The organism is Pedobacter sp. GSP4, from assembly GCF_051857575.1.
In the GTDB taxonomy this organism is placed as follows: domain Bacteria; phylum Bacteroidota; class Bacteroidia; order Sphingobacteriales; family Sphingobacteriaceae; genus Pedobacter.
The window spans coordinates 410892-427708 of the sequence record NZ_JBPZIR010000001.1; the positions used below are offsets into that span (position 1 = coordinate 410892).

Below are 16817 nucleotides of genomic sequence, written 5' to 3' on the forward strand. Positions count from 1 at the left end.
ATAAAAAAGAAATGGGGATTCCACTAGTGCAGAATCCCCATCATCTAAATTAACGCTCTCATATACATAAACGCTATAAAAAGGATTTATTGCATTGCGCAGTAAATTTTTTTCATTTTTGGATAATTTATCATTTAACTCCTACTTTTACTTTATGGCTACGATTGATAAAACCCAACAGGATGCAGAAAAACAGGCAGCTGCAATGGCTGCTGTAAAATTTGTTAAAAATGGCGATGTTGTAGGCCTGGGTACAGGTTCTACCACAACCTTTGCCATTAAGGAACTGGGCAAGCGTGTAAGCGATGGACTTAAGATCACCGCTGCGGCAAGTTCTATCCGTACTGAAGAATTGGCCAGATCTTTAGGGATTGAAATCCTCGACCTGGGCAGCCTAAGTGAAATTGATATCAGTATTGATGGCGCAGACGAATTTACCGAATCGCTCGATCTGATTAAAGGTGGTGGTGGCGCCTTATTCAGAGAAAAAATCATTGCCTCTTTAAGCAAAAATGCCATTATCATTACCGATGCTTCGAAAAAAGTAAAAAAACTGGGTGCTTTTACCATCCCAATCGAAGTACTGCCGTTGGCTTATCAGTATGTTTCAGATCAGATCGATAAACTTGGTGGAAAAGGGGTATTGAGAATCGCTGCCGGCGAGAAATTCATTACCGACAATCAAAACCTCATAATTGATGCAGATTTTGGATTGATTGATGATCCTGCAAAACTATCTTCAGACCTTAACCAAATTAACGGTTTACTCGCCCATGGTCTATTTATCAACCTCACCTCGAAGGTAGTGATGAGTGAAGGGACGGATATTATCATTTTTGAATAAAGGTTTAATGGTTCATTAGTTCATTGGTCATTGGTTGCTTGGTCTGGTTAATTAGCAATTGTACTAATCTAACTATTTTATGCGTTATCAAAACGCCCTCCTGAACTTGTTTCAGTATCCATGTAGAATTTTCGCTATCTATTAATTTTTCAAATCGATTAATTGGCTCCGGACTTCTGACTGCCGACTCCGGACTATTCAACAATTTCACCGATAATTTCAAGTGCTGCCAAATCATCCAAATTTTTTTACCGACAGTTTTATTTCACTCACCGATAAAACATCGCTATTAGAAGAAAAGCCATTCTCCCGCCTGCATATTCGTGATACATTTGAATATAAAAACAAAAGGTCATGGAAACTTTCATCAAAAAAAATCACGCTGATAAACAATTTGGTTTAGGCATTTTAATCGTAGTAATCGGTTCAGTTTTTTTACTTAGAAATTCGGGCATAGATGTTCCACATTGGATACTAAGATGGCACACCATTATGCTAGGTGCTGGTTTGTGGATGGGTTACCGTAAAAACTTTCAGGGAAGCAGCTGGTTGGCATTAACCGTAATTGGCGCCATCTTCACCTTTAAAGCCATCACTATTTTTGATTTCGACTTATCAAGAATAACAACTGCCCTGGTATTAATCAGTTTGGGACTTTACGTCATTTTTAAACCAAAAAAAGTGCAATCATTCGATCAGTATTTTGAAAAGAAACCAGTAGATTTTACTGAAAAGGAAAGCTAAAATTCTTAACTCCATCATATAGCTAAAAAGGGACATTTGTGAATCAATGTCCCTTTTTTTGTTTAATAGCAGAGGGTAAAGTACGCGTGTTTAACATCATGCAAACTTTGCCCTCTGCTAAAAAAGAAACGGGGATTCCACCCTTAGGCAGTATCCCCGTCATCTAAATTAACGCTCTCACATACATAAACGCTATTAATAGAATATATTGTGTGCAGCTTAATTTTTTTTATCTTTTTTTTAAAAAACAGTTCCCTTAAATCCAAACCCGAAATTAAACCTGCAGTACCGGAACAGCTTTATGGTACTTATTGCGGTATTCGATAGGGGTTAGTCCCGTAATTTTCTTAAAAACATCCCTGAATGATTTGGTATCGGTATAGCCAACATCGAACATTACTTCGGTAATATTTTTCCTGCTCGACTCGAAACTTCTTTTGGCCGCTTCAATTTTAACCCGTTGTATATATTCAATTACCGTATTTTTGGTGGCACTCTTAAACCTGCGCTCAAAACTTCTCCTGCCTAAAGCCAACATATCAGCCAGCTGATCTACCGTAATCTTATCCTGATAATTTCCATCAATAAATTCCTGTGCTTTTTTAATTTTTGCATCCTCGTGCCCCTTTTGCCCTTGAAACATCATAAAGGCCAACTGGCTCTCCCGGTCAATATCTATAGCAAAATATTTTGCAGCCAAAATTGCCGTATCGCGGTCGGTATACTTCTCAACCAGGTACAATAAGAGGTTCCAGTAAGAGTTTGCACCACCGCTGGAGTATAAGCCCTGGGCATCGGTAATAATGCTTCCATCAACCAATTCCACATCAGGGAACATGGTTCTGAACTGATTGGCAAAAAGCCAGTGGGTAGAGCATTTGCGTCCATTTAATAAACCGGTAGCTGCCAATAAAAATGCCCCCATGCATAAAGAAGCCACTTCGGCTCCCTTAGCGTGATGTTTGATGATCCAGGGTAGCAATGCTTGGTTTATATCCATGGCATAATCTACATTGCCACTAATTGCGGGTACAAAAATAAGATCGGTATGTTCAACCTCATGCAACAGCTTATCTGCGTGCACCGAAAAAAGACTGTTGTTTAAACGCACTTCTTTGGTCATGCCAACAAGCTCAACCTTAAACAGCGGCACTTTGCCAGAAGCCTGTAAAAACTCGTTAACAGCGGTAAACAGGTAGCGTGGATCGGCGATAGCTTCAATCACGGCAGTTTCTGGAATTAAGATAGATACGTGTTTCATAACACAAATATAACTAGGTGCTTTGTCGTAAACAACCCCCGCAATTGTCGTTTCTGCGTGTTTGGCCTTTTAAAATCTGCGTGTATGTTTGTAGTGCTAATGGCTGAGTGTAGAGCTGTTTGATCATTTAATTTTCAATTATGGAAGAGTATATCATTAAAGAAAACATTAAGTTAATGTGTGTAAGGGCCGAATCTTTTCCAGAGGGGATAATGGCAGCCTACCAAAAGTTGCATGTTTTGCTCGCTAGGGCAAATGAGCGTAAATATTTGGGGATAAGCAGGCCCAATGAAAACGGAGAAATTATTTATAAAGCGGCAGCTGAAGAACTGGAAGATGGCGAAGCTGAAAAATATGGGTTGGAAAGCTTCATAATCAACAAAGGGACGTTTATAAGTGTGCTGGTAACAGATTTTATGAAAGACGCTACGCAGATAGGGCAGGTTTTTGAGAAGCTGCTTCAACAGCCCAATATCGATCCTCAAGGCTACTGCCTCGAAATGTATATTAACGAAACCGATGTGCGCTGTATGGTTGGCATCAAAAAATAAAATCACGTGGCTTATATCAATTCATATTTAACGTTTAATGGCAATTGCCGGGAAGCCATGACTTTTTACCGCGATTGTTTAGGTGGGGAGCTAACCTTGCAAACCATAGGAGAATCGCCTGTGGCAGGCAAAATGCCAAATAGTGTGGAAAACAGTATTTTACATGCCGTTTTAGCTAAAGATGAGCTGGTGATTATGGCTACAGATATGGTAGAAGAAGTTGGGCTAATTAAAGGTAACGCCATATCGCTGATGTTGAACTGCAGTTCTGAAGAGGAAGCCCGGGGCCTTTACCACAAGCTTTCGAAAGGAGGCAGGGCAGTGCACCCTTTGCAGGAAACATTCTGGGGAGCACTTTTCGGCGATTTAACCGACCGCTATGGCAATAACTGGCTGGTTAACTACGATAAAAACCAATAAACCTTTAACAACCAGATTATAGAATGAAAAAATTAAGCACTTGGTATTGGATTGCTACCATCATTTTTGCCCTGATGATGATTATGGACGGCATTGGTGGATTAACACAGCAGGAAGCAGGAAAAGAAGTACTCAAACACCTGGGCTATCCCATGTATCTGCTTATTATAGTGGGCATAGCAAAATTACTGGGTGCTATAGCCATTTTACAAACGCGGTTTAAAGCCATTAAAGAATGGGCATTTGCGGGCTTCACCATTAACTTCATAGGTGCCTTTGCTTCTAGGGCTTTTGTTGGCGATGGCCTTTCACTACTCATTCCACCCCTTGTAGCGCTTGCCATTATGTTTATTCCCTATATTTTATGGAAAAAATATGAGCGAAATGTTAAAAATAGTTAAAACTAATTAGGTAGTTTTCTTCAGGGCATTTGAGCGTTAAATATTGTTAACTTTGATGTATTGTAACAACCAAACACAATACAAACGCATGAAAAAGAGTCTACTATTTATAATCGCGCTGCTATTTACCACAACTGCCTTTTCACAAAATGTGATTCAGTTATTTAATAGTGCAAACGATTTTTTTAAGTTATTGCAGGAAGAAAAATTTACCGATGCACATGCATTTTTTGATGATACTTTAAAAACCAAGCTAACTGAAGAAAACCTAAAGAAACTTTGGGGCGATATTGGCACAAAATTCGGCAAACCCGAATCGTTCGATGCCATTCAGAGCAAGGCCCAGGGCGAATTTTTTGCTGTTACCGTAGAAGGTAAATTTGTAAACGGCGAACAGAATTTTATCCTTGGCTTTAATAAGCAGCAAAAGGTTGTGGGTATTTTTCTTGCGCCATCAAAAAGAATAGCTACTTATTTAAAGCCTAATTATGTAGATACTAATTTATACAAAGAAAAATCGGTTTATATCGGTCCAGCTGGCAAACAGTTGGCAGCTATTATTACCACGCCCAAAAATGCGAAGAATTTCCCGATGGTTGTTTTTGTACACGGCTCAGGTCCGGGCGATATGGATGAAACAGTGGGTGCGAACAAGCCTTTTAAAGATTTGGCGGGTGGCCTGGCCTCTAAAGGGATTGGCTCTATCCGCTATGTAAAACGTACGTTAATTTACCCTAACGAGTTTGCCAATCCTTATACCGTAAAAGAAGAGGTATTGGATGATGCCGGTGCTGCCATTGCACTTGCGAAAACCGTTGTAGGTGCCGACCCTAAAAATGTATACGTATTTGGCCATAGCCTAGGCGGTATGCTTGCACCAAAAATGGCCACATTAACACCAGATTTGGCTGGGATTATTTTAGCTGCTGCACCGGCAAGAAAATTGACCGATGTAATTATCGATCAAAATAAATACATGTTCGATTTATCCAGCGATACTACTTCTGCCAATAAAAAACAACTGGCTGATGCAGTTACCGAGATTAACAAAAGCCGTATTTCGCAACTGGGAACGGTAAAACCAGATTCTATTATCTTAGGTTTACCCGCAAAATACTGGGCCGATCTAAATTCGTACAACCAGGTAACAGTAGCGAAGAGCCTAAGCAAGCCCAAAATTTATGTTTTACAGGGCGGAAACGATTTCCAGGTGAGCAAAGTTGATTTTGATTTATGGAATGCTGCTTTAGCCAAGAAAAAAAATGTACAGCTAAAGTTTTATCCTGATTTAAACCACCTGCTAAGTCCGCAGACTGAAAAGGGCACCATGGCACAGTACCAGGCAGCGGTAAGCGTATCAGAAACCTTGGTTAACGATATTGCCCTATGGATTAAAGCCAAGTAAGCTCATTTTATTATACGTTATTTGCTGAAAAGCCCTGTTTATTGCAGGGCTTTTCTTGTTTAAGGGATAGCGGTATATCACGTATACAAATAAAAAGGGCAAACAATTCAAAAAACGGAGGGTTTAAACATAAGAACAGATCATCTTAAATGTTTTCTTATGGCAAAGAACAAAGTTACTTTTAAAGCAATTTGGTGTATTTTAAAAGCATCTTTTACAGGGTTTAACGATCATAAGGTTACCAAGTTAAGCGGCTCGCTGGCGTACTATACCGTATTTTCGATGGCTCCCTTATTGGTGGTGATTATTTCGCTATGCGGTATATTTTTAGGAAGGGAAATTGCAGAAGGGCAGGTTTACGCACAGCTGGAAAGCTTTTTAGGCCGCGAATCGGCTGTTTCTTTACAGCAGCTGATTAAAAATGCCTATCTGGATGGAAAAAGTACCATTGCGTTGATTATCGGTATTGTTACGCTGTTGATTGGAGCAACTACGGTATTCGGAGATATCCAGGATTCCATAAATACCATTTGGGGCTTAAAGCCAAAACCTAAAAGAGGTTGGGTAAAGCTGTTGCAAAACCGCTTTTTATCCTTTTCGGTAATTATCAGCCTCGGGTTTGTTTTATTGGTTTCTTTAGCGATAACATCAGTTTTAGATGCATTTAGCGATCGGCTACAGGCACGTTTTGCAGATGTATCGGTAGTGATTTTTTATATTCTTAACCAAGTGGTTACCCTCGCGGTAATTACGTTGATATTCGGTGTGATTTTTAAAGTATTGCCCGATGCAATTATTAAGTGGAAAGATGTAATTGCCGGGGCCATTGTAACCGCGGTATTGTTCATGATCGGTAAGTTTTTAATTTCGCTGTACATTGGCCAAAGTAATGTTGGCGGTACTTATGGTGCAACAGGTTCGTTGGTGGTGGTACTGCTGTGGACATATTATTCATCAATTATTTTATATTTTGGTGCAGAGTTTACCAAAGCCTATGCCGTTGCTTTCGGATCAGAAATTTATCCATCGCATTATGCAGTTACCACAAAGGAAATAGAAATAGAAACCGGTGAAAACTCAATTCAGGATAACCACCCCGAAATTAAGGAAGAGGTTAAGAAGACTTCTTAAACGATTAGGTTCCCCACGCGGTTACAATTAATCTTCTTTGTCCGCCACGGTTTCGGTGTTCGCAAAGGTAAATGCCCTGCCATGTGCCTAAGGCCAATCGTCCGTTCCGGATGGGTATGGTTACACTGCTCCCTAAAATCGATGCTTTTAAATGAGCAGGCATATCATCCGAGCCTTCGTAATCATGCTCGTAATCGGGATCGTTTTCTTTCACTGTTTTATTGAAAAACATTTCGAAATCGAGCCTGACCGTTGGATCTGCATTTTCGTTAATGCTAAGTGAAGCAGAAGTATGCTGGATAAATACCTGACAGATGCCAGTGCTTATTTCTTGAATTTGAGGCAATGTATTTTCAATTTCATCAGTAATGATGTGGAAACCGCGCCTTCTTTCCCTAAGTGTTAATGCCTGTTGGTATATTTTCATTTGTTTTAGTTCATTTTAGATTTCCGACGCAGCGTTTCTGAAATTTCTTCATTTTTGAATTCTCTTGTGATAAATTATAGTAAAGGACCCGTCATATAGACCGAAACGCAGTGGAGCGGAGAGATCTGTGAAATATTGTTTATTGATCTCTCCACTACGGTCGAGATGACGGCTTGCCTATTTCAAAAACTCTACATTCCAAATCTTCTCTGCCTTTCTACCAATCAACCAGAAAGAAGCCGCCAGTACCGAAAAGAATAAAGCTTTATGCCAGCTATCCCAAAAATATTCAAAATACCTTGTGTAAAGATTAATAAAAAGAAAGGTAATACCGAATTCTCGAGCAATGTCATCACGGTATTTTAAGCCGTATAAAGTACTTATCACACAAATGGCGGCCGAAATTAAGGCCCAATAAAATAAGCTCAACTGCCTAACCTTATACCACTCATCCAAGCTTGCAAAATTGCCGAATACAGATAGGGCCCATAGCGATACAAATAAATATACCAGGCCGGCGATATAGGTAACCTGAAAAAAATGCTGCGTTTTTGGAATGGCTTTCATGATAAACGATACTGCCGTTAAAGTGGCACCAAAAATTACGAAACGCAAGGGGTAGTTCATTCCAAGGAAATAATAGTTCCACCTGCTCAAGTAGCCTGTTTCAGTACCAAACCAGGCGCCTAAAGAAATTAAGGCAAAAACCCATATCAACCTCGAATTGAAAATGTAGCCTAAAATGCCGTAAATGAAAACTGAGATCAGGATCAGGATAGAAAAATTGCCCGAGCCATTATCCAAGGCTTTTCCAAAATAGGCCACAGCGTTTGCCGTAAGCAAAATAGCCGAAAATACGATAGCTTCATTGCTGAATTTGAGGTGTGGCAGCTTCTTCTTCCGCCTGAAGCCCAAAATGTACAGCCAAGCCGCCAAGCCACCAGAAACAATGGCGATTACAATATTTGGTGTATTGTAAACCCGCTTTAAATAGTTTAATATCGAATTATCAATCAGCAGCGAGCCTAACGCAATAAATCCACAGGCCAGTGCCACCCAAAAAGCATACTGCGCCAAGCGGAGCCAATCGAAATTTTTTGCTTCATAGCTTTTGCGCAGTTTGTGGGCCGTTTCTTCGTTAATCAATCCATCGTCCTGCCACTGCTCAATCATGTCATCAAGAAACTCACTTTTTTCTCTGTCAACTTTCATAGGTTAGGTTATGTACGAAGATATAAAATTTGCTCGTCATTGCGAGTTACGGAACAATCTTACAACAATAGCAGCTAACAGCGATTGCATTAGGGTTGATTCATCGGTTGAAAAACCCTTTCCGATAAATCGGGAAAGGGTTTCTCAATGACCGTTATTGCTAAATAACCTCCTTAATCTTCTTATTATTCCCCACAATCCAGATCACATCACCGTTATCAAAAACGAAATCAGAAGAAGGATTTAATACCCTGTCGGTCCCGCGTTCAATACCTACAATTAATGCCTGTGCCTTTTCGCGGATTCCGGCATTTCTGATACTTAAGCCATAAACCGGCGATTCGGTATGCACCACTACTTTCTGAAGGGTCATTTCTTTGTTCGGGAAATTGCTTTCTTCACTTACTTCGGGCGTATCTATTTCGAGTATGGCTTTTACGGCAGCAAGCTGATCATCAGCACCGATTAACAGTAACTTATCATTAGGATAAAGCCGCTCATCTCTGCCGGGTGTGGGTATGTTATTTCTTCCGCGCTCAATTAGGGCAATATTAACCCCATATTTTTCCCTGATCATTAACTCGGTAAGTGTTTTTCCAACCACCTCCGATTCAGGCGAAACCGTAAGTTCGGTTAAGTGGGTATCCCAAGGTAAAATATCCGGCTTTTGGTTTTCCCTGGCGTTCAGGTTCAACATAAAACGGCGCTCCAGTTTATCGTAAAACGATTGTAGTTTTCTGGAGAAAATTACCATTCCCAAAACAATTAGGCCCAGCGCAATTACAGCAGCTACCCAGGTATCGAAAAATTCGTACATCAAAAAACCTACAAAAAATATCCCTAGGGCAATTCTGAAAAACTCAATGGCGATGAGTGGCCCCCTCGTATATTTCTTGTTTAACCAAAGGTGGGAATAAGCTGTTTTCTGAATCCTGCGGATAGATAATGCCCATAAAAATGGCGACATTAAAATGAAAGAGACAATTACGCTAATAATGATTGAAGTTAAGCTGTTGGCGATATTGCGTATAATAAATGGCTGTACGTAGCGGTATGCCAAAAATATAATGGCAATAATAATAACCGAGTGGATAATGGTGTTGAAAATGTACGATCGCAATAAAACCTTCCAATCGCTCAGAGTGGTAATTCCTTCCGTACTCGAGCTATAGCGTTCAATACCGTCCAGCCATTTTTTGGGTAAAACACGTTTTAAGAACTCATAAAAAGGTTCTGATAATTTAATGAGGTAAGGTGTGGTAAAGGTGGTAATGGCTGCAGCCGCTACCGCTATGGGATATAAGAAATCGCTGGTTACCTTAAGTGTAAGCCCGAGCGAAGCAATAATAAAGGAGAATTCACCAATCTGCGCCAAACTCATCCCCGATTGAACCGAGGTTTTTAAAGGCTGACCGGAAAGCAGGGCACCTAAAATGGTAAATATGATTTTTCCGATAATAATAACCAGGGTGGCAAACAAAATAGGAACAGCATATTTAACCAACATGGCCGGATCGATAAGCATACCTACTGAAACAAAAAATACAGCTGCAAATAAATCTTTTACGGATTTGGTTAAATGCTCAATTCTTTCTGCCTGGGTAGTTTCGGCTAAAATAGATCCCATAATAAAGGCCCCCAAAGCGGGAGAGAAGCCCACCTTATCGGCCAACAACACCATTACCAGGCATAAAGCCAGTGATACGACCAGCATGGTTTCGTCGTTCATTAATTTTTTGGTGGCCTTTAAAAAAGATGGAACCAAAAATATACCGCCCAAGAACCACAGCACCAAAAAGAAAGCCAGCTTTAAAATAGAATAAAGCATCTCAGTTCCGGCTGATTGCTGGCTGACCGCCAAAGTAGAGAACAGCACCAAAAGTAAAATGGCAACCAGATCTTCTACAATTAATACACCGAAAACCAGACCGGCAAATTTTTTATGTTTTAAACCCAGTTCCTCAAAAGCTTTAATGGTAATCATGGTAGAAGAGATGGATAAAATCCCACCTAAAAACAGGCTGTCCATATCTGCCCAGCCCATTGCCTTACCTACCAGGTAACCGGCCAAAATGATAAATAAAACTTTTACAATGGCTGTAATGGAGGCCGAACCGCCTACTTTGACCAGTTTCTTAAAACTGAACTCTAAGCCTAAACTGAACAAAAGGAAAATTACGCCAATTTCTCCCCAAATGTTAATGCTTTTGGTATCGGTAACGGAGGGGAAAAAGTCGAGGTGCGAGCCAACCAATAGGCCAGCCAGTATATAGCCCAAAACAAGGGGCTGTTTAATTTTTTTAAAAATGAGTGTGGTTATCCCTGCAGCGGCAAGAATTAACCCTAAATCGGCAATTAAATCTGGTAAATGCATCTATAAAAATGAGTAAAGGATGTTCTAATAATTTTATAACTGGATAAAAGCCCAGCATTTTTATAAGCCAATAATGTGGCTAAAAATGAAATTACTTACCAAAAAACATGCTTTGGGTACAGCATTTTAAAAAGGCACCCGTATTGATGATTTAATGTTTTGATTACCGCCTTTGCGATGATATTGTTGTTCCGGATAAAAAGAAACATTAAAAAAGGCAACAGCAAAAATGCAGCTAAAGATATTTTGACAACCGCATTATTGATGATGTCCTTTTGAAGGCTCTCGTTATCGGGATGATAATCGGATTGGGACTTGATGTTTTTTTTGCCCGTTATGAAACTGATTTTGGCATTTTTTGAAGGCACGTTATTCTTTTTTTCTTGCGATGCGAAAGCCGCAAAACTAATGGAGATAGATAAAAAGAAAATGATGTAAAAAAGCCTCATTGCTGCTAATATAGCGAAAATGAGGCTTTTTTGAAAGGAAAATGGGATTAAAGTTGGCTTAATCTCGTCATGCTGAATTTATTTCAGCATCTTTCCATCTATTTAGACCCTGAAATAAATTCAGGGTGACGGTTTGGAGAGGCTTAAAATTTCTACCCATTAAAATAGGCCAGCGTAGCTTCCTTATCCTTTTGCAACTGGATAGTTAAGGCTTCTAGGCCGGTAAATTTAACATCATGACGGAGAAATTTTAAGAAATTCATTTTGATATCCTGTCCGTAAATTTCCTGGTTAAAATCAAAAATATTAACTTCTATATTTCGGGTCATTCCGTTTATGGTAGGGCGCTGCCCAATGTAAGCCATGCCTTTGTAGATAGTTTTGAGTTCGGGGCTTGGAGTTTGGAGTTGCTTCGCCTCTAAAGGCTCAACGCTAAACTCCGAACTCATCTCAACAGTTACGGCGTAAATGCCATCTCCTGGAATTAATTTATAGGTTTCTTCTACAAAGATATTGGCTGTTGGAAAGCCTATTGTCCTTCCTATTTTATCGCCTTTAATTACCTTGCCGAAAATAGAAAAAGGATAGCCTAGGTAATCAGCTGCTAAGCTTACATCGCCTGCAAGCAAAGCCTGTCGGATTTTAGTTGAACTTACCGCAACATCGTGGATATCCTGTTCCATAATTTCCTCAACAGTAAAACCATAATGTTGGCCAGCTGCTTTTAAATCGGTTAAATTTCCAGAGCGGTCTTTCCCAAAACGGTGGTCGTAACCAATAATGATATGTTTAGTGCCGATATTGTTTACCAGAGTATTCTTGATATAATCTTCAGGAAGCTGATTGGAGAAATCTCTGGTAAATGGGGTAATAATTAAATGGTCTACACCCAGCTGCTTTAAAATTTCAGCTTTTTCATTTATGGTATTGATCATTTTAAGGTCCTGGTTTTCAGGATCAATGATCATTCTGGGATGCGGGAAAAACGTTAGTATTACACTTTCTCCCTGCTCTGCCTTTGCTTTCTCTACCAATTGTTTTATAATTTTCTGGTGACCAAAATGTACACCATCAAAAGTGCCAATGGTTACAATGGCATTATCTAATTTTGAAAATTCGGAAAGGTTATTGTATATTTTCAATTGTAAAATCTATTTTGCTGATCCCCATTTTATTAGCGGGTTAACCGGGATCACTTTTAATGTATTAATGTAAGGCATGTCGTTTTACAACCCCGCCTTTTAAATCTGCAATTTGTTGTTGTATTACAAAAGCATCGGCATCAATCTGTCTGATAGCAGTTTGTAGTTTGCTCATTTCGAGTTTGGTAACAACGGTAAAGATAATGTCGATATCTTTTTTTTCCCCATAGCCGCCTTCACCTTTATAAATGGTAACACCACGTTTCATCTCGCTGATAATAAAACCTTTAATGGCTTCCTGATGTTCGGAAATGATGGTTACGCCAGTATATTGCTCCAGCCCGTTAACAATAAAATCGATGGTGCTGGATGCCGATAGGTAAGTTAAAATGGCGTATAGGGCTGTTTCTATATTTAAGAAATAAGCTGCAAAGGCAAAAATGATGATGTTTAAAATCAGGATGATATTACCAACCGTTAAAATGCTGTTTTTACTGATGTAGAGTGCCAAAACCTCGGTACCATCAATTACACAGCCACCGCGCATGGCCAGACCAATCCCACCGCCCAAAAACAAACCGCCAAAAAAGGCAATCAACAATTTATCGTGTGTAATGGGCTGAAACGGAAGGAAAATTAAAGCAATAGAGAGTGCGGCAATGGCAATGGCGGTTTTAATGGCAAAGCCCCTACCAATTTGCCTGTAACCTAAAATCACAAAGGGAATATTGATAATGGCAATGAGATAGGAAAGATTCCATCCGGTAAGGGTACTGATTAAAAGTGAAATACCCGTAACACCACCATCAATAAAATGGCTCGGCATTAAAAAGCTTTTGAGGCCAAAACATGCCGAAGTTACACCTGCAATGATCAAGAGAATTTCTTTTACAAACCTGGTGTTCCTGTTTTTAATGTTGTTCATGCTTCGGCCTGGGTTTTAACTTCTTCTTTTTTACTACGAATATAATTAACAAGTTCTAATACCTCAAACGCATCTTTAAGCAAAAAGTTTCCGCTTCTTGTACGTGTAAGCTTAGAAAGATAGGCCCCATTGTTCAGCTGTTTTCCAAAATCAGAAATTAAAGAGCGTATATAAGTTCCTTTGCTGCATACTATCCTAAAATCAATTTCGGGCAGTTCGATGCGGGTAATCTCAAATTCGGGTACGCTTACAAAACGTTTGCGCAGTTCTACTTCTTCGCCCAACCTGGCTTTTACATATAAGCGCTCGCCATTTACTTTTACGGCCGAGTGTGCCGGTGGGTATTGTTCGATATCGCCAATAAATGGTTTACAAGCGGCGTAAATTTCATCTTCGGTAATTTTACTGATGTCGAATGTTTCATCAACTTCAGTTTCCATATCAAAAGATGGGGTAGTAGCACCCAAAATCATGGTGCCGGTATATTCTTTCTCTTCAGCCTGGAAAGTATCTATCTGTTTGGTTAACTTACCTGTACAGATAATAAGCAGGCCGGTAGCAAGGGGATCTAAAGTACCTGCATGACCAACCTTGAGCTTTAGCGGTTTTAGTGAATTGCGGATTTTACCAACCACATCAAAAGATGTCCATTTGTATGGTTTATTAATTAACAGCAGTTCGCCTTCTGCAAAATTGAAATCTTTGAATTTTGAATTTTCGGTACTCACAAATCTTTTTTGCGCAAAGATACAGATTCAATGTCGTTTTTTACCACAGATGAAAAGGATGCACACAGATAACAATTATCCGTATAAATCTGTAGTTAATATTCCTGGATTATATAATTTGCAAGTTGTGCCCGCTCAACAACAGGATGATGATGATTAAACCTGCAGCAATCCTGTACCATCCAAAAATCCTGAAACCGTGTTTGTTTAAGTACCCGATAAAACTTTTAATGGCTAAAAGCGCCACTACAAAAGCAACAACGTTACCAATAATCAAAAGATTGGTCTGCTCATGTGTAATCGTATTACCTTCTTTATAAAAATCGTATAACTTTTTAGCGGTTGCGGCAAACATGGTGGGCACGGCCAAAAAGAATGAAAATTCGGCCGCAACTTTTCTGCTTAATTTCTGACTCATACCACCAACAATAGTGGCTCCTGAACGCGATACACCTGGCAACATGGCAATACACTGAAAGAAGCCAATTTTCAACGCCGTTAAATAAGTTACTTCTTCCTCTTCAATAATGGTTGGTTTATTAAACCATCTATCAACAAATAATAAAATAACACCACCAACTAATAGCGAAATACCAACTGCCATTGGACTTTCTAATAACTCGTCTATTTTTTTGCTCAAAAGCAAGCCAAATACTGCCGCTGGAATAAATGCGACCAATAATTTAATGTAAAAATTTATCGATTTGAAGAACCTTTTGAAATAAAGTACAACTACTGAAAGTATAGCACCCAATTGGATGGCAATGGTAAATAGTTTTACAAATGGTTCTGATGCGATGCCCATAAACGATGAGGCAATAATCATGTGCCCAGTGCTCGATACGGGTAAAAATTCAGTTAATCCTTCAACAATGGCAAGGACAATGGCTTCAAAAGAGTTCATATTTTTAGAAAAGATAAGAAATAAGGAAAACGCTTAATTTATTAATTAAGCGTTTTCAAGTATAGTCCTTTAGGATAAGATTATTTTTTAAGAATAGCGTAAATACCGAAGGCAAAACCAAAAAGTACCACAATTGGTGCCAATAATGTTCTTCTGAAATCGTAAATATCGCCAGTTGTACCCATCATTAAAATAAAACCAACCACTACAATGGCAATGCTGATTAACAATAACTGGTAATTTTTTTTGGTAAAAACCAATTCGCTTTTAACGTCCTTAACAACCGGACCTGTTTTTTTTTCTGTCATTATCTATAAAGATGATAAGATTTTAAACGTAAATATCTGCTTACTGCAAACCATGTACTAATACCTGTGATAAAAATACCAACAATTAAAAGTCCGATAAATACAAAACCGAATTCGGTGTAGTTATTTAAGATAATAATTTCTGGTACTTCTTTACGGGCATAAATTAATGTGGCCAATAGAATAATAATGGCTATAAAAGCCGCAATTAAACCATGCAAAGCAGCGTACAGTAAGAAAGGACGTCGGATAAAATTTTTCGTTGCACCAACCAGCTGCATACTTTTAATTAAAAATCTCTGCGAGTAAATGGCTAGTCGTATAGTGTTGTTTATCAGTGCGATAGAAATAATTAGCAGCAAGATGGCAAATGCCAGAATAATTAAGCCAATGGTATTGATATTCTTGTTCACCATATCAATTAATGAACTTTGGTAAACCACTTCTTTAACTACCGGGTTTTTGGAAATACTTGCTTTTAAGGCATCGATACTTTTGTTGTTGGCATATTCTGCTTTTAAATACACATCAAAAGTAGAGGTTAGTGGGTTATAACCTAAAAAGTTTACAAAATCTTCCCCTAAATCCTGTGTTAAATTTCTTGCAGCAAGCTCTTTATTTACATATTGTGTTTGCTTTACAGCAGGATTCGCATTTAGCTCTTTCTGAAAAGCCAAAACATCTGCTTCCTTGGCGCCTTCATCCACAATAATGTTTAGAACAATGTTTTCTTTAACGTAGTTAGATAGGTTTTTGGCATGTACAAGTACCAACCCAAGCAGCCCCAGCATTAATAAAACCAACGCAATACTGATTATCGTAGAGATATATACGGTTTTGGTTTTCTTAGATGCATCACTTACTTCGAATTCTTCCATGTATTTCATTTTTGTTTCTGCGAAAATATAAATTATACCTGATAAACACCAATTTAATAAGGCTTAAATGAACATTAACGCAGATGTTAAACATTTAGTTTTACCGTTAATTTCTTTAATTAAATTTGATTTTTTGCAAAATACGGTACGAAATTTGTTAAAACGCCGTTAAACATAAGAACTTAAGACTAAAATTTAACTGATGAAAAGACAAATTACATTACTAAGCCTATTATTAATTGTAACCTCCACTATTATTTCTTGCAAAAAGGACGATACTTCTTTAAAAGCTCAGATGTTGGGCCGTTGGAAGCTAAATAGGATTGTTACAACTGGTTACACCGCCGAAGAAATGTTAAAAGATCCTAAAAAAATCAACGGTGATGTTACATATGGTACTACCAGTGATTATGTTGATTATAAAGCGAACAATGATGACCAGGTAGAGCTAAGTTTATCAGGAAATAGAACAATCGGTACTTATATTATTATCTATTCTGATCAGTTTAGTATGGATATTAACGATGGAATGAATTATTGCAAGGTAAATAGCATTTCTGGAAGCCAGTTTCAGTTTACTGCTAAAATAGATAAAACAAACGTTACTAAAGTTTACTATCTATCAAGATAAAAATCTGAATCCCCAGATTATTTGCATACGCCATTGGTTTTTGATCAATGGCGTATTTTTTTTGGGGGGTAGACCTCGCAGG

At 38.7% G+C, this 16817-nt stretch carries 18 protein-coding genes; 8 read left to right on the forward strand and 10 right to left on the reverse strand.

Annotation, left to right across the window (positions count from 1 at the left end; all coding sequences use genetic code 11):
• Positions 1 to 154: 154 nt before the first annotated feature.
• Positions 155 to 844: a ribose-5-phosphate isomerase RpiA gene (gene rpiA, locus ACS5PU_RS01640; protein WP_439457520.1), complete on the forward strand. Its 690-nt coding sequence runs from the start codon at positions 155 to 157 to the stop codon at positions 842 to 844.
• A 354-nt stretch (positions 845 to 1198) separates the two neighbouring features.
• On the forward strand, positions 1199 to 1588 hold the full coding sequence (locus ACS5PU_RS01645; protein ID WP_439457521.1) for a LiaF transmembrane domain-containing protein: 390 nt from the start codon (positions 1199 to 1201) through the stop codon (positions 1586 to 1588).
• Positions 1589 to 1862: 274 nt separating this feature from the next.
• On the opposite strand, the gene ACS5PU_RS01650 is transcribed toward ACS5PU_RS01645, so the two are convergent.
• On the reverse strand, positions 1863 to 2849 hold the full coding sequence (locus tag ACS5PU_RS01650; protein WP_439457522.1) for a GlxA family transcriptional regulator: 987 nt from the start codon (positions 2847 to 2849) through the stop codon (positions 1863 to 1865).
• A 140-nt stretch (positions 2850 to 2989) separates the two neighbouring features.
• Here ACS5PU_RS01650 and ACS5PU_RS01655 point away from each other — a divergent pair, with 140 nt between their 5' ends.
• The 5 genes from ACS5PU_RS01655 (at position 2990) to ACS5PU_RS01675 (ending at position 6757) form a co-directional block, all read left to right on the forward strand.
• The gene (locus ACS5PU_RS01655) at positions 2990 to 3400 is read left to right on the forward strand and encodes a transcriptional regulator (RefSeq protein ID WP_439457523.1); all 411 of its coding nucleotides are present in this window, start codon (positions 2990 to 2992) and stop codon (positions 3398 to 3400) included.
• Between the two features lie 6 nt (positions 3401 to 3406).
• Entirely contained in the window at positions 3407 to 3820 is a 414-nt protein-coding gene (locus tag ACS5PU_RS01660) for a VOC family protein (RefSeq protein ID WP_439457524.1), read from the forward strand.
• A 23-nt stretch (positions 3821 to 3843) separates the two neighbouring features.
• Complete coding sequence (locus ACS5PU_RS01665) at positions 3844 to 4221, forward strand: DoxX family protein (RefSeq protein WP_439457525.1); 378 nt, start codon at positions 3844 to 3846, stop codon at positions 4219 to 4221.
• Between the two features lie 88 nt (positions 4222 to 4309).
• Positions 4310 to 5626, forward strand: a complete 1317-nt coding sequence (locus tag ACS5PU_RS01670; RefSeq protein ID WP_439457526.1) for an alpha/beta hydrolase — start codon at positions 4310 to 4312, stop codon at positions 5624 to 5626.
• Between the two features lie 159 nt (positions 5627 to 5785).
• On the forward strand, positions 5786 to 6757 hold the full coding sequence (locus ACS5PU_RS01675) for a YihY/virulence factor BrkB family protein (RefSeq protein ID WP_439457527.1): 972 nt from the start codon (positions 5786 to 5788) through the stop codon (positions 6755 to 6757).
• Positions 6758 to 6761: 4 nt separating this feature from the next.
• Here the strand turns inward: ACS5PU_RS01675 and ACS5PU_RS01680 are convergent, their stop codons facing one another.
• From ACS5PU_RS01680 to ACS5PU_RS01720, 9 genes are all read right to left on the reverse strand, one after another.
• Positions 6762 to 7184 carry a secondary thiamine-phosphate synthase enzyme YjbQ gene (locus tag ACS5PU_RS01680; RefSeq protein ID WP_439457528.1) on the reverse strand — a complete coding sequence of 141 codons (423 nt, stop codon included), beginning with the start codon at positions 7182 to 7184 and terminating at the stop codon, positions 6762 to 6764.
• Positions 7185 to 7361: 177 nt separating this feature from the next.
• Positions 7362 to 8396, reverse strand: a complete 1035-nt coding sequence (locus ACS5PU_RS01685; RefSeq protein ID WP_439457529.1) for a DUF2157 domain-containing protein — start codon at positions 8394 to 8396, stop codon at positions 7362 to 7364.
• A gap of 160 nt (positions 8397 to 8556) precedes the next feature.
• Entirely contained in the window at positions 8557 to 10770 is a 2214-nt protein-coding gene (locus ACS5PU_RS01690) for a cation:proton antiporter domain-containing protein (RefSeq protein ID WP_439457530.1), read from the reverse strand.
• 601 nt (positions 10771 to 11371) lie between these two features.
• Complete coding sequence (locus ACS5PU_RS01695; RefSeq protein ID WP_439457531.1) at positions 11372 to 12361, reverse strand: bifunctional riboflavin kinase/FAD synthetase; 990 nt, start codon at positions 12359 to 12361, stop codon at positions 11372 to 11374.
• 64 nt (positions 12362 to 12425) lie between these two features.
• The gene (locus tag ACS5PU_RS01700) at positions 12426 to 13286 is read right to left on the reverse strand and encodes a YitT family protein (protein ID WP_439457532.1); all 861 of its coding nucleotides are present in this window, start codon (positions 13284 to 13286) and stop codon (positions 12426 to 12428) included.
• The gene (gene truB, locus ACS5PU_RS01705) at positions 13283 to 14014 is read right to left on the reverse strand and encodes a tRNA pseudouridine(55) synthase TruB (protein WP_439457533.1); all 732 of its coding nucleotides are present in this window, start codon (positions 14012 to 14014) and stop codon (positions 13283 to 13285) included. The genes ACS5PU_RS01700 and truB overlap by 4 nt, the downstream gene beginning before the upstream one ends.
• Positions 14015 to 14123: 109 nt before the next feature.
• Positions 14124 to 14918: an undecaprenyl-diphosphate phosphatase gene (locus ACS5PU_RS01710; RefSeq protein WP_439457534.1), complete on the reverse strand. Its 795-nt coding sequence runs from the start codon at positions 14916 to 14918 to the stop codon at positions 14124 to 14126.
• Positions 14919 to 14998: 80 nt separating this feature from the next.
• On the reverse strand, positions 14999 to 15226 hold the full coding sequence (locus tag ACS5PU_RS01715; RefSeq protein WP_439457535.1) for a DUF3098 domain-containing protein: 228 nt from the start codon (positions 15224 to 15226) through the stop codon (positions 14999 to 15001).
• The gene (locus ACS5PU_RS01720; RefSeq protein ID WP_439457536.1) at positions 15226 to 16104 is read right to left on the reverse strand and encodes a cell division protein FtsX; all 879 of its coding nucleotides are present in this window, start codon (positions 16102 to 16104) and stop codon (positions 15226 to 15228) included. Before ACS5PU_RS01720 ends, ACS5PU_RS01715 begins: the two co-directional genes overlap by 1 nt.
• A 202-nt stretch (positions 16105 to 16306) precedes the next feature.
• Here ACS5PU_RS01720 and ACS5PU_RS01725 point away from each other — a divergent pair, with 202 nt between their 5' ends.
• Entirely contained in the window at positions 16307 to 16735 is a 429-nt protein-coding gene (locus tag ACS5PU_RS01725) for a hypothetical protein (RefSeq protein ID WP_439457537.1), read from the forward strand.
• Positions 16736 to 16817 lie beyond the last annotated feature (82 nt).